Source organism: Martelella radicis, assembly GCF_014196625.1.
Lineage (GTDB): Bacteria > Pseudomonadota > Alphaproteobacteria > Rhizobiales > Rhizobiaceae > Martelella > Martelella radicis.
The window spans coordinates 16,190-29,585 of sequence record NZ_JACIDZ010000014.1 but is presented as its reverse complement, the minus strand read 5'-3'; the positions used below and the strand labels follow the sequence as shown (position 1 = coordinate 29,585).

Below are 13,396 nucleotides of genomic sequence, written 5' to 3'. Positions count from 1 at the left end.
TTGCGGCCGTGGCGCGCACCGTGCCGATGAGGGCATGTTCTGTGGCTCTTTAACTTGAATGAATTAGTCCAGTATTGTAGATTTTCTTGTTTTTTGTAGGATTCCCCTGAAAATTCAGAGGCCTCAGTCTCGTTGCAGGCACCGTGCTTGACCCCGTCATATGAACATGACACAGAAAGTCAACTTTAAGCGGTCAATCAAAGAGGTTGCCGATGTCGCGCCTGTCCGGTTTGTCCCTGCTCATCGTTGCCTTCCTGTCGGTACTCGCGTCCGGTCCGGCAGCGCGGGCCGGGGAGAGCCTTCAACAACCCATCACGATCGAACATGCCTTCGGCAAAACCGTCATTACCGAGAAGCCAGAGCGTGTCGCCACTGTCGCCTGGGCCAATCACGAGGTCCCTCTGGCGCTCGGGATCGTGCCTGTCGGCTTTGCCGCCGCCAATTTCGGTGATGACAACGGTGACGGGTTTTTGCCCTGGGTATCCGAGCGGCTGGACGAACTCGGCGCCGATGCTCCAGTTCTCTTTGATGAAGGTGACGGGATCGACTTCGAGGCGGTGGCCGAAGTCAGACCCGATGTCATTCTCGCGGCCTATTCCGGCCTCACCCGATCCGACTACGACACGTTGAGCCGGATTGCACCCGTCGTCGCCTATCCCGAAGCTCCCTGGTCAACGGGTTGGCGCGACATGATCCGCTTCAACGCTGCCGGTCTTGGCATGCCGGAAGACGGCGAGGCGCTGATTGCCGATATCGAGGACGAGATCGATGCCGAAATCGGCAGATATCCTGAGCTTGAAGGCAAGACTGCGATGTTCATAACGCATCTCGATGTCACGGATCTGAGCGTGGTCAATTTCTACACCACTCACGACACCCGCGTTCAGTTCTTCAGGGATCTCGGCCTTCAGATGCCCGAAAGCGTGAAGGCCGCTTCGACCGGCGGCAGTTTCTCCGGATCGATCAGCGTCGAGCGGATCGATGCCTTCGACGATGTCGATATCATCGTCACCTATGGCAACAGTCTTCTGCTTGAGGCCATGAAACTCAATCCGCTTTTCCGGCGCATGCCGGCCGTTCGCAACGGGGCGGTGGTTCTGCTCGGGCGCGATCCGCTCGGGACGGCCGCCAACCCGACGCCGCTGTCGATTTCCTTTGTTCTTGAAGACTATGTGGCCGAGCTTGCAGCCGCTGCCCGAAAATCGGAATGACGGCGAAGACCTTGATCTCATTCGAACGACTGGCGCCTCGTCTGCGTGAACGGCTGCGGCAGAACCGGGCTTTCTGGCTGGCTGCCATGCTTGCCGTGCTGGCGGTCCTGCTGGCGGCATCGCTTGCCATCGGCACAAGGTCGGTTTCGCTTTCAGATGTCGCCGGCGCGCTCGCCGGCCATGCGGATACGATAGGCGAGGCCGTGGTGACCATGCGCATCCCGCGCACCCTGCTCGCCCTGCTCGCCGGCGCGGCGCTCGGCCTTTCCGGGGCGCTGATGCAGGGCATGACCCGCAACCCGCTCGCCGATCCAGGCATATTCGGCGTCAACATGGGGGCCTCGCTTGCTGTGGTCATCGGCGTCGCATGGTTCGGTATTGCTTCGTCCCAGGCCTATATCTGGAGTGCGATCCTCGGGGCCGGCGTCACGGCCGTCTTTGTCTATGCCGTCGGATCGCTCGGGCGCGGCGGGGCGACCCCGCTGAAGTTGACGCTGGCGGGGGCTGCGACGTCAATCGCCTTTGCCTCGCTGGTGATTGCCGTCGTGCTGCCGCGCGGCGATATCGCCGGCGGAATCCGTTCCTGGCAGATCGGCGGCGTCGGCGGCGCGACATTCGAGCGGATACTGCCGGTGCTGCCGTTTCTTGCAGCGGGCCTCGTTCTGGCGCTCGTCTCCGCCCGAAAGCTGAACGCCATGGCGCTGGGCGACGAGATTGCAGCGGGCCTTGGCGAGAACGTCTCCCTCGGCCGCGCCCTGTCCGCTCTTTCCTCCGTGCTGCTTTGCGGCGCCATCACGGCCGTTTGCGGGCCGATCGGCTTCGTCGGCCTCGTTGTCCCGCATGTCTGCCGCCTTCTGGTCGGCGTCGATCATCGCTGGCTGCTGCCCTTCTCGGCGCTTGTCGGCGCAGCACTGCTTCTGGCGAGCGACATTCTCGGGCGAATTGTCGCGCGGCCCGGCGAGGTCGATGTCGGCATCGTCACCGCGCTTGTCGGTGGGCCTTTCTTCATCTGGATCGTCAGGCGTCAGAAGGTACGTGAACTGTGACCACGCTTTCAGCCATTTCGATAATCCGGCAGGCCAGGCTGCGGCGAAGATACCGGATCCTTGCCGGCTTCCTGCTGTTGCTTTTCGGGCTGTTCGCGCTGACGCTGGTGCTGGGGCAATCCCTCACGCCGCCGGGTGACGTGCTGCGCGTGATGATGGGAGAGGATGTGCCGGGCGCTTCCTTTACCGTCGGTCAGTTACGGCTGCCACGCGCCTGTATGGCCATCCTGTCGGGCCTCAGCTTCGGCCTTGGCGGCGTTGCGTTCCAGGTTATGCTGCGCAATCCGCTGGCAAGCCCGGATATCATCGGCATCTCGTCCGGCGCGAGCGCGGCGGCGGTTTTCGCCATCGTGGTCCTGTCCTGGAGCGGTCCCGCCGTTTCCGTGGTCGCCGTCATTGCCGGCCTTGGCATCGCAATCCTGGTTTACGGTCTTGCCGCGCGCAACGGCGTTGCCGGAACGCGTCTCATTCTGGTTGGCATTGGCATCTCGGCCATGCTGGAAAGCATTGTCGCCTATATTCTTTCCATGGCGCCGATGTGGGACCTGCAGGAGGCAATGCGCTGGCTGACGGGCAGTCTCAATGGCGCGACATCGAGCCAGGTCTTGCCGCTTATCGTCAGCCTCGTCTTCTTCGGCGGGGTGCTGGTGAGCCGGGCACGCGAACTTGACGCACTCCGGCTTGGCGATGATACGGCAGCCGCCCTCGGGGTCGGCGTCGCGCGGACGCGGGCCGTCGTCATCATCGCTGCCGTCGGTCTGATCGCGGTGGCGACCGCGGTTACCGGACCGATTGCCTTTGTCGCCTTCCTATCCGGACCGATCGCCGTACGCATCATCGGAAACAACGGCTCGCCCCTCATTCCGGCGGCGCTTATCGGAGCTAGCCTTGTGCTGACCGGTGACTATGCCGGCCAGTTTCTGCTGCCGAGCCGTTATCCCGTCGGCGTCGTCACCGGCGCGCTTGGCGCACCCTATCTCATCTATCTCATCATCAGGGCCAACAGGGCCGGAGGTTCGCTTTGACCGTTCATACTCTCAAGGCCGACCGCATTTCGGCGGGCTACGACGATAGCGTGGTCCTGAACGATTTGAGCTTTGCCGTGCCTTCGGGACGGATCACGGCTATTGTCGGCGCGAATGCCTGCGGCAAGTCGACGCTTCTTCGCACCCTGTCGCGGTTGCTGGCGCCGAAGGCGGGCGAGGTGCTGCTCGACGGCAAGGCGATCCACAATATGCCGACGAAGATGCTTGCCCGCACGCTCGGGCTATTGCCGCAATCGCCGCTGGCGCCGGAGGGGGTCACGGTTTCTGATCTCGTCAGCCGTGGCCGTCATCCGCATCACGGCCTTTTTTCACGCTGGACGGCGGCAGATGACGAGGCCGTTGCCGCAGCGCTGGACACCACAGGCACCGCAGACCTTGCCGATCGCCCCGTCGACGAGCTGTCCGGCGGCCAGCGTCAGCGCGTGTGGATCGCCATGGTGCTCGCCCAACGGACTGACATCCTGCTTCTCGATGAGCCGACCACCTTCCTGGACATCAACCACCAGGTCGAAGTTCTCGATCTTCTGACCGACCTTAACCGGATAAACGCCACCACGATCGTCATGGTGCTGCACGATCTGAACCTTGCAGCCCGTTATGCCGATTATCTGGTCGCCATGCAGGGTGGTACGCTCCACACGGCAGGCACGCCGGAAAAGGTTCTTACAGCTGGGCTGGTCCGCGATGTCTTCGGTCTCGAAAGCCGGATCATTCCCGATCCGGTTTCCGGCCGGCCGATGATGCTGCCGGTCGGCCGTCATCACATGGCCGGGGAGAATCGCGATGCCTGAAACGGAACGCAAGGAAAGTAGGAACGCCATGGTCGAACCAAGCACATTCACGCTCTCGGGCGTTGCCGTGCCGAGGAAGCCCGCCGCCATGCTCGATTTGATCGCAGAACATTTCGCCGAACATGCCGAGGTCGAACGGGACGGTGGTCTTGTCACGCTGAAAAGCGCGTTCGGCGTGGCGAGGATCGAAACCGACGGAGAGCAGCTCGACATTCTGCTTTCGGCAGCGAGCGAGGGGGCCTTGCAGCTTTCACGAACCATGCTGGCCGAGCACATGTTCTATTTTGCCGGGGACGAAAAGCTTGCGCTCGAGTGGTCGATGCCTCCGGCCGAGGCAACGCCCTCGAACCTCTGCGAAGCCGTTGTCGTTTCCACCGAGACCGTGACCCCGCATATGGTTCGGGTGATATTTTCCTGCGGCGATGTCCACCCTTATGTCGGCGGCAATATGCATGTTCGACTTCTCGTGCCACCGAAGGGGCGGGAGCCGGTCTGGCCTGTGGTGGCCGGTGACGGCCGTATCAAATGGCCGGAAGGCGAGGACGCTCTTCTGGTCCGCGTCTATACGATCCGTCGCGTGGATGTCGATCGCCGTGAGGTCTCCGTCGACTTTCTGCAGCATCCGGCCGCGGATATTGCGACGCCAGGGGCCGACTTCGCCCGGGATGCCAGGCCGGGAGATCGGGTCGCGTTTCTCGGACCCGGCGGCGGCGTGGTGCCCGAGGCCGACAAGATCTTTCTGGTCGGCGACGAGGCGGCGCTGCCGGCGATTGCCCGCATCGCGGAGGAAGTCCCGGCCGGCACGCGCCTTTCAGCGATCATCGAGGTCGAAAACGAGACCGAGGAGCAACCGATCAGTAGCGCGGGTGATTTGGAACTCCGCTGGCTGCACCGCTCAAACGATCGCAAGAACGCAATGCATGGACTTGCCGACGCGGCAAAGGATGCGATCGCCGGGCTCGATCGGGAAACATTCGTCTGGATCGCCTGCGAGAAAGCCGATGTGCGCGATATTCGCAGAGTACTGAAGGAACGGCAGCATGACCGCAAGATGATGTATGTCGCCTGGTATTGGGAGCGCGGCAAGGCAGCAACGGGCTGAGGGCTGCGGCGCGCCCTTTCGCGTCTTTCCTGCAATCGGGCGTGGACAAGGGCGTCAGTCGGTCAATGCGCCGGCCCCTGGCCAAAGGCAAGGCACGTGATTTCCCGGGCGTTTCCCGCAAGCAGTTCGGCGAGGACCATGTTATCTTGAACCCGAAGCCCGAAGAGGTTTTCGGCCTGAAGGACAAAGCGCAGGGTGAGTTCGTTCAGGAAATCCTCGCGCGCGGGGAAGAAACGGGCCTCCGGCGCGGCGATCTGCCCGATCATGAATTCCGTCGCTCCGCGCAGCGATCTGCCGTCCTGCGTCGCGTTCAGATAATCGAAACCCGCGATCTCGCCGTAACGCGCCAGCCGGAAATGACCGATCAGGTTGAAGATCGAATAATGGAAGGGCCGGGTGCGTTCGAGCTCTGCCGGCTGCGTGCCGTCGCGCAGGATCTGGCTTGCCATCCGCCGATGGACGGCGTCGTAGAGCATCTCTCTTGCCGAGGCCGTATCGCCGGTAAAAAGCGCATAATTGACGGACTGGACGTCGAAATAGGTGCCGTGATTATTGTGCCAGATATATTCGTCATGGCCGAGCGGGTGCGTGTGCATCCACCGGCGGAAAGCGTGGAACCAGTCGCGGAGACCTTCCATATCCCTTCTATCCAGCAACCCGCATGCTTCGAGCATCAAAGCTGAATCGATGACTCGCCACAGGCAGCGTGTGTCGATGAGCCCAAGGCCGCGTCCCTCGGCCACGCCGGGCACCGACTGGCCGAAGCGCAAGTTCGGATTCATCCGGGTTTTCTCCTCGAGAAACCATGCGCGGAGGAAGTCCACGGCCTTTGCCGAAAAATCTGAATTTGCGGTGAAATGAAAGGCGAGCGCGAGGTCGAGCACGGTGTTGGCCATCCGTGTCAGCCGGCTTTCATCGACATCCTCGCTGAGAGAAGCCGGGTTTCGCGCGCCGTCGCGGCGGACATAGGGCAGGCCGTCAGCGGTGTCCGGGTTCGGCCACCAGTAGGAGCCGAGGCTCATATAGTCGCGCCGGTCGCCGCTCGGCGGCAGGAAAGATTTGGCGGTCACGGTCTCAAGAGGGGCGCCGAGCGCCTTCTTTGCGCGCGCAAGGAGGGCGCAAATGGCGATGTTTTCCGCGCTCTCGGGCCGGTCGAGAGCCTTGCGGGCGTTCTCAAGCGCGCCAGGATCGATCGTCAGCATGTTTGCAACGGACCGTCTTGTGGAAATAGGTTGGCGCATGAATACGGCCCTCAAACGGGCGGCGCGTTCGCCACGCGCCGCCTTTTATGTGTGCGTCAGCGTGGTCTTGCTGCGGAAACAGCGATCTCGAAAGGCGCGGCTCCGGCGAACTCGGCCCTTGCGCGCGCGCCGGGCGTAACCTCGTGAATGCCGGTTGTCATGCCGGTCAGCACGATATCGCCCTTTTTGACCTTGAGGCCGCGCGCCTTCAGGTTCTCGGCGAGCTGGCGGATCGATTCCAGTGGGCCGCCGGCGGGCTTGGCGGCTGATCCCTCGCCGGCCAGCGTGCCGTCGACAAGCATCCGCGAGGTCATCGCCGCAAGATCAAGATTTTCCCAGCCCTCGATGATCGGGCCCACGACGGCGCCGGCATTGTTGCCGTGATCGCTGACGACAGCGAGCGGACCGATGGCGTTGAGGCTTGGCAGCGGCGAGGAGGCGATTTCCGCGCCAGCATGGATACCCTCAAGCGCCGAAAGGATGACGGCATCGGTGAACCCTTCATCCGAGGGCTCCAGATCCTTTGCAAACACCGCGGTGAATTCGGCTTCGAGCGCGGCGAAACCGCCGTCGAAAACCGTCACTTCGGCCATGCCGCCCGCAGGCAGGCGACGAACGTTTTCGGCAAAGACCGGGCCGACGATCCGCGTCGCATCGAGTTTTGCCTGAAGGTCGGGATGCACGCCTGCGACCTTCCACCCTGCGACCGGCCGTCCGTCCAGTTCAAGCGTCTTGTCCTGGACCCGATAAGCTTCATCGAGTGTGTCCGGCAGTTTGCCGGGAAAGGTGTCGAGGATGGTTGTCTTCTGTCGTGCGGCGACAAAAGCGGTCGCCACGGTACGGATATCGTCTTCGGTCATGTTCTTCATCCAAATATTTGTCGTCTGTTCGGCTCTTTCTTACGGCTGTTTGCCGATATAGGCGAGAATGCCGCCGTCGACATAAAGCACATGGCCGTTGACGAAGTCCGAAGCCGCCGAGGCGAGGAAGACCGCCGGGCCCTTCAGGTCCTGGGTCGTGCCCCAACGGTTTGCAGGGGTCTTGGCCAGGATGAAGGAATTGAACGGATGGCCGGGCTCGCGCAGCGGCGCGGTCTGCGGCGTTTCGATATAGCCCGGGCCGATGCCGTTGCACTGGATGTTGTAGGAACCGTATTCGGACGCGATGTTGCGGGTCAGCATCTTCAGACCGCCCTTGGCGGCGGCATAGGCAGAGACGGTCTCGCGGCCGAGTTCGCTCATCATCGAGCAGATGTTGATGATCTTGCCGGAGCGGCGTTCCATCATCGACGGCAGCACGGCCTTGGCCATGATGAAGGGCGCCGTCAGGTCGATATCGATGACCTTGCGGAAATCCTTGGCTTCCATCTCGTGCATCGGCGTGCGGGCGATGATGCCGGCATTGTTGACGAGAATGTCGACCGGGCCGACGTCCTCGGTAATCTGCGCCACCATTTTCTGAACCGAAGGTTCGTCGGTCACATCGCAGATATAGCCCTTGGCGTTAATATCGGCTTCCTTGTAGGCGGCGACGCCCTTCGCCAGAAAATCTTCATTGATGTCGTTGAAGACGATCGTCGCACCGGCTTCGGCGAGCGCCGAGGCGATGGAGAAGCCGATGCCGTAGGACGCGCCGGTCACCAGCGCGACCTTGCCTTCAAGCGAGAAATTGTCTGCCAAGTTCATGTCCTGTCCTCAAACCGCGTTACAAAAAGTGCTTTCATTCGCAATGAAGGCACATTGCCCCTGCCATGTCACCTCTCCGAACGGCCCCGCGACATGGTGGCCTGTATCAGGGCTGCACGGCTTCAAAGCGATCGCGACGCGCCACGATTGCCTCTTTCCGGAAAGGGCGAGCAAAGCGTGCTCCCCGTCCGCAAATAGCACGCTGATGCCGCCGATCTGCCCTTCGGTGCGGGCCGAAAGCTCCCGCGCCTCGTCGAAAACGCCATGCCGTTCGACAACTGCCGCAAAAACCGCATCCTGCGCATTGACCCGGATCATCAGTCCGGTTTCCGGACGCAGATTGAAGTGCGGGTCCTCGGCCCCGACAAGTGTTGCGATCAGCGTCGCAGGCCGGCTCGCCGCAAGCGAAAGCGAAACATATTCGCTGTCCTGCATCCAGGTCAGCCGCGTCGCGCCGTCCTCAAGCGTAGCCTCGCCGCGTTTCCACAAGTGCCGGTAGCCCGGTTTTTCCGAAAGCGGCGACAGGCTTTCGGCGGCAGAAAAGCGTTCATCCATGCGCACCAACTGACCTTCATAATAAAGCGCATAGTCGTATTGGTGCGGGCGATCGGCAAAGATGCGGAAGAGATCGATCAGAACGGGGTGTTCGAAATCGGCATGCCGGACGAGGAGAACCGTCCGCTTCATCGTGACGCCGGGATCGAATTCCCGGATCGCGCCGCTCATCATTTGGCAGTCGGGGTTCTCGGAGAAGAACACCTGATGCTCGCCATGACGCTTCATCGCATGCTGGCCGTTGCCGCCGTTTTGCGCGGCCTCGTCCACGGTCACGGTGTTGTGGGCGATGGTCTGCTTGGCGAAAGTGATGTTTTCGGGCAGATAGCTGCCTCCGTTCTTGGGCTCCATGTTGATCCAGCGCACGGAGCCATAATCGCGGAGGATCTCGTGGCCGCCGGCGAAATAGCCGAGCGTCAGCCCGTCGAAATGGGCATGTTCCTCAAGCCCGTGCGTGCCGTAGTCGAGGCTCGCGACGGCCTGTCCGCTATCGCCGTCATCCGCGCGCATGATCCCGATGGCGCCCTTCTCGCCGTTCCTGCCGCAGGTCAGTTCTACGCTGGGTGCGGACAGGCCGCCCTCCGGCGCGCGCTCCCGCGCGTCTTCGAGCGCCTGGGAGAGCATGCCGCCCGAAACATCCGGCCAGACGCGGCCATGGCGCTCGGCAAGCCATAGCAGGCGCGGATCCGGTCCGTAGCGCCGGAACAGCGTGCTTGCGCCGATCACATAGCCGAGGCTGTCGACATTCATGCGCTTCAGGGCATCATTGAGCGGCAGGAAAGTGCCGTCTGGCAAAACCGATGACAGCGCGCCGAAAAATCCGCGGCGAATGACCTGGTCGTTGAACTCGTAGATCGTCAGTGCCGGGCAGCGGCGTTCCAGCGCCTCGGCGAAGAGCAGCATCGGCTGAATGGCGAAACGCTGGTAGTAGGGGCCTTCCTCATAGTAGCCGGAGGGAGAGAACAGGCCGGAAAGCTGGGCAAGGAAACCCGCTGTACGGTCGTCGCCGTTCTGGCCATGGATTGCCAGGTCCAGCCAGTCGCGCCGCCCAGTGGCAAGACCGGCAATGCCGACGGCGCTGGAGGCCCACATGCCGTGATTGTGGATGATGTCGAAATGGTGGGCATAGGTCCGGGTGAACATGTCCACCATCGGCGAAAACAGATGACCTTCGATCATCGCCTGATCATCTTCGCTGAGCCATTCCCGGATGCTGCCATAACCAGCGGCGGAAAACAGCAGCCACATATGCTCGTTCAGGATCTGGTGGAAGAGGCGGCCCGGCGGGTTCGGCGTGTTCGGCACCGCAAAGGGCAGCGTTTCGTATCTTCGCGCATAGGCCAGCAAAATGTCGCGGATCCGTCGCGGGTAGCGTTCGTCTCGAAAAATCTGCCAAAGGCGGCCGCCAGAAAAGATCATCTGGTAGTTGTGCTTGTGCGCCTCATGGGCCGAGCTGCCGCCGGGGCCGCTGCCCGGTACATCGACCGGCGCCTGCAGGAAACGCTTGAAAGCGTCTCGCTCATTGCGCAGCGTACTGCCGATCAGGCTGTCCTGCGCCACAAGCGCTGAAAGCGCGGATGCCTCGACCTCCTCAAGGAAGACTGGGCCGGCAGGCGGGCTGAAGGGCCGTGCTTTCTCGGCGAAACCGGGCGATGTCATCTTGGTGACCATTTCGGTGGTATTCTCTGCTGTCTGACGGGGCCATTGCCGAAGGGGCGGCGATCCTGATGCCGTCGCGCTCTCCCGCTTTGCCGCGAAATGCTTCATTTGAGGCCGATCCGGGCGCCGGTTCCGGCATCGAAGACATGGACCCTGTCGATGAAGGGCTGCAGCGAGAGCTGGTCCCCGGTTTCGATGTCGACCCTGTCCTTGAAGGCGGCCGTGAGCTGGCCGCCGGCCGTCCTGCAGAACACCATCATGTCGGAGCCGGTGTTCTCCACCGAGGTGACTTCCGCACTGAGGCTGTGCTCCGTTTCGGCCGAAACGATGCGCACATGTTCGGGCCGGATCGCGTAGATGATCGGTTGTCCTTCGCTCACCGCCAGTCCCTGCGGCAAGGGCAGGAGACTGCCGTCATTCATCAGGGCGTGGTAGGCGCCGTCCTTCTCGGCAATGGTGCAGGAAAGCTGGTTGATCGCCGGAGATCCGATGAAGCCTGCGACAAAGGCGTTGGCGGGCGTGTCGTAGAGTTCCAGCGGCGTGCCGACCTGTTCCACGCAGCCATCGCGCAGGACCACGATCTTCTGGCCCATCGTCATCGCCTCGATCTGGTCATGGGTGACATAGATAGAGGTCGTTTTCAGGCGGGCATGCAGGTCGCGGATCTCGGCGCGCACCTGGGTGCGCAGCTTGGCGTCGAGGTTTGACAGCGGTTCATCGAACAGGAAAACCTGCGGGTTGCGCACGATCGCCCGGCCCATGGCGACGCGCTGGCGCTGGCCGCCGGAGAGTTCCTTCGGCAGGCGGTCGAGAAGGGCTTCGAGCCCCAGCATGCGGGCAACGTCATCGACCTTGGAGCGGATTTCTTCCTTCGGCCGACGCGCCAGATGCAGCGCGAAGCCCATGTTTTCACGCACCGTCATCTGCGGGTAGAGCGCGTAGGACTGGAACACCATGGCGATGTCGCGCTCCTTGGGCTCCAAATCGGTGACGTCGGCGCCGGCAATATCGATGCTGCCGCCGGTGGTTTCCTCAAGACCCGCGATGATGCGCAGAAGGGTCGACTTGCCGCAGCCGGACGGACCGACCAGGACGCAGAATTCACCGTCTTCGATGTTCAACGACACGTCCTTGATGACATTGACGGCGCCGAAAGACTTGTAGACGTGGTTGAGAACGACAGATCCCATGACGAGTTCCTCTGACTTTCAGGTCTTCAACCCTTCACCGCGCCGGACATCAGGCCGCGGTTGAAGTGCTTTTGAAGAAGGAGATAGATGACGATGCTCGGCAGCATTGCGAGAAGCGTGACGGCGATGAAGATGTTCGGCGTGATGCTTTCATCGACGCGGATGGAGCCGAGAATGACCGGGATCGTGTAGAGCCCCTCGTCGTTGACGACGATCAGCGGCAACAGGTACTGGTCCCAGATCATGATGAAGCCGAAGATGATGCAGGTGCCGAGCGCCGGCTTCACCAGCGGCAGGACCACGCGGTAGAAGATCTGGAACTCGTTGGCGCCGTCAATGCGGGCGGCTTCCTCCAGCTCCTTCGGGATCGCTTTCATGAACTCCGTCAGAAGGAAGATCGAGAAGGCCCAGCCGACAATCGGCAGGATCATCGCCGCATAGGTGTTGTAGAGCGAGACGTCGATGACCGGCAGGCGCTGCAGCACGACGAGATAAAGCGGAATGGCGATCACTTCCTCGGGCAGGATCAGGGTCGAGAGGATCAGCAGGGCGACGAAGGCGACCCCGCGGAACTTCTTGCGCGCCAGCGCATAGGCCGCCATGGCGCTGACCATGGTCTGCAGCACGGTGCCGAAGGTGACGACGATCACCGAGTTCATCAGGTAGCGCCAGACATCAAGGTTCTGCCAGGCAAAGATGAAGTTGTCGAAGGAGGGTTGGTTCGGCCATGCCAGAAGCTCGCCCGGCTTGACCGAGAGACCGCTGAAGGCGGTGGCCACAATGCCCCAGTAGGGACCGACGAAGACGATCAGCACGAGCGCGTAGATGATCAGGCGGCCGGCGCGATTCCATTGTTTCTTGAGCATTTTTACTCTCCTAGAACCTGGAGATCCGGTTCTTGATACCGAGGTGCACCATCGTCAGCAGCACCGTGAACAGGAACAGGAGGAAGGACACGGCCGAGGCATAGCCGTAATCGAATTGTTCGAAGCCGATCTTGTAGATGTGGGTCATGATCATCTCGGTGGAGCCGGCCGGACCGCCGCCGGTTGTCGCATAGACTTCGGTAAACACGCGGAAACCACGGATGAAGGAGAGCATCAGCACCACGGAGATCGCCGGGATCATGCCGGGAAGCGTGACATAGCGCAGGCGCTGCCAGGGCGAGGCTCCATCGACATGGGCAGCGTCATAGAGGTCGCGGTTGATGCCCGCCAGACCCGCGATGAAGATGACCATGCTGTAGGGCACGCTCTTCCAGATGTGCAGGAGAATGATCGTCGCCAGCGCCTGGTGGGTGTCGGCAAGAAAGCCCTGCGGGGCGACGCCGACCCAGCCGATGATCTGGTTGACCACGCCGCTCGGCGTCGGGTTGAACAGGATGCGCCAGATTTCGGCAACGACGGCGGCGCTGGTGACGGCCGGCAGGAACATCGCCGTGCGGATGAAGCGCAGGTGCCGGGCCGGGCCTTCCAGCGCCAGAGCCAGGGCAAAGGCGATGACTGCGCCGATCGTCATGGAAAAGATAACGTAGATCACCGTGTTGATCACGGCGGAATGCAGCGCCGTGTCGGTGAGGACGCGCTGGAAATTGTCGAACCCGACCCATTCGTTCGGCCCGTAGAAATTCATCTGGTAGAAGCTGATGATCAGTCCCCGGACCATGGGGTAGAATTTGAACCAGGTGAAGATGACGAGGGCAGGCATGAGAAACAGCCACGGTATCACGCCGCGCTTGAGGCGCCTGGAAAACTTGGTTTTGCGACGTCGGGTGACGTTTGGCGCTGCGGCCACCTGGCCGTTCTGCGCGATCATGGGCTCACTGGGCATTGAATTCGCCTGGACTTTCAAAGAATGGATGGTGTGATGG

The 13,396-nt window shown here is 62.0% G+C and carries 12 protein-coding genes; 5 read left to right on the top strand and 7 right to left on the bottom strand.

Going from position 1 to position 13,396, the window contains the following annotated elements:
* The first annotated feature begins 212 nt into the window (after positions 1-212).
* From GGR30_RS18140 to GGR30_RS18120, 5 genes are read left to right on the top strand one after another with little or no spacing between them, the layout of a single operon-like run.
* Entirely contained in the window at positions 213-1,211 is a 999-nt protein-coding gene (locus tag GGR30_RS18140; RefSeq protein WP_183489244.1) for an iron-siderophore ABC transporter substrate-binding protein, read from the top strand.
* The gene (locus GGR30_RS18135) at positions 1,208-2,257 is read left to right on the top strand and encodes a FecCD family ABC transporter permease (RefSeq protein WP_183489240.1); all 1,050 of its coding nucleotides are present in this window, start codon (positions 1,208-1,210) and stop codon (positions 2,255-2,257) included. Before GGR30_RS18140 ends, GGR30_RS18135 begins: the two co-directional genes overlap by 4 nt.
* On the top strand, positions 2,254-3,282 hold the full coding sequence (locus GGR30_RS18130; protein WP_183489237.1) for a FecCD family ABC transporter permease: 1,029 nt from the start codon (positions 2,254-2,256) through the stop codon (positions 3,280-3,282). The genes GGR30_RS18135 and GGR30_RS18130 overlap by 4 nt, the downstream gene beginning before the upstream one ends.
* Complete coding sequence (locus tag GGR30_RS18125) at positions 3,279-4,094, top strand: ABC transporter ATP-binding protein (protein WP_183489233.1); 816 nt, start codon at positions 3,279-3,281, stop codon at positions 4,092-4,094. The genes GGR30_RS18130 and GGR30_RS18125 overlap by 4 nt, the downstream gene beginning before the upstream one ends.
* Complete coding sequence (locus tag GGR30_RS18120) at positions 4,087-5,196, top strand: DUF2218 domain-containing protein (protein WP_246414020.1); 1,110 nt, start codon at positions 4,087-4,089, stop codon at positions 5,194-5,196. Before GGR30_RS18125 ends, GGR30_RS18120 begins: the two co-directional genes overlap by 8 nt.
* Before the next feature lie 62 nt (positions 5,197-5,258).
* Here GGR30_RS18120 and GGR30_RS18115 read toward each other — a convergent pair whose 3' ends face one another.
* From GGR30_RS18115 to GGR30_RS18085, 7 genes are all read right to left on the bottom strand, one after another.
* Positions 5,259-6,398 (bottom strand): alginate lyase family protein, encoded by a 1,140-nt coding sequence (locus GGR30_RS18115; protein ID WP_183489230.1) that lies wholly within the window; start codon positions 6,396-6,398, stop codon positions 5,259-5,261.
* A gap of 95 nt (positions 6,399-6,493) precedes the next feature.
* Positions 6,494-7,297, bottom strand: coding sequence for a 2-keto-4-pentenoate hydratase (locus GGR30_RS18110; RefSeq protein WP_183489227.1), 804 nt, complete (start codon positions 7,295-7,297; stop codon positions 6,494-6,496).
* Between the two features lie 39 nt (positions 7,298-7,336).
* Entirely contained in the window at positions 7,337-8,122 is a 786-nt protein-coding gene (locus GGR30_RS18105) for a gluconate 5-dehydrogenase (RefSeq protein WP_183489224.1), read from the bottom strand.
* Positions 8,123-8,131: 9 nt separating this feature from the next.
* Complete coding sequence (locus GGR30_RS18100) at positions 8,132-10,348, bottom strand: heparinase II/III domain-containing protein (protein WP_183489221.1); 2,217 nt, start codon at positions 10,346-10,348, stop codon at positions 8,132-8,134.
* Positions 10,349-10,440: 92 nt separating this feature from the next.
* On the bottom strand, positions 10,441-11,526 hold the full coding sequence (locus GGR30_RS18095) for an ABC transporter ATP-binding protein (RefSeq protein ID WP_183489218.1): 1,086 nt from the start codon (positions 11,524-11,526) through the stop codon (positions 10,441-10,443).
* A gap of 26 nt (positions 11,527-11,552) precedes the next feature.
* Positions 11,553-12,392: a carbohydrate ABC transporter permease gene (locus GGR30_RS18090; protein ID WP_183489214.1), complete on the bottom strand. Its 840-nt coding sequence runs from the start codon at positions 12,390-12,392 to the stop codon at positions 11,553-11,555.
* Positions 12,393-12,402: 10 nt separating this feature from the next.
* A complete protein-coding gene (locus GGR30_RS18085) occupies positions 12,403-13,356 on the bottom strand; it encodes a carbohydrate ABC transporter permease (RefSeq protein WP_210288107.1) in 954 nt (317 codons plus the stop codon).
* Positions 13,357-13,396 lie beyond the last annotated feature (40 nt).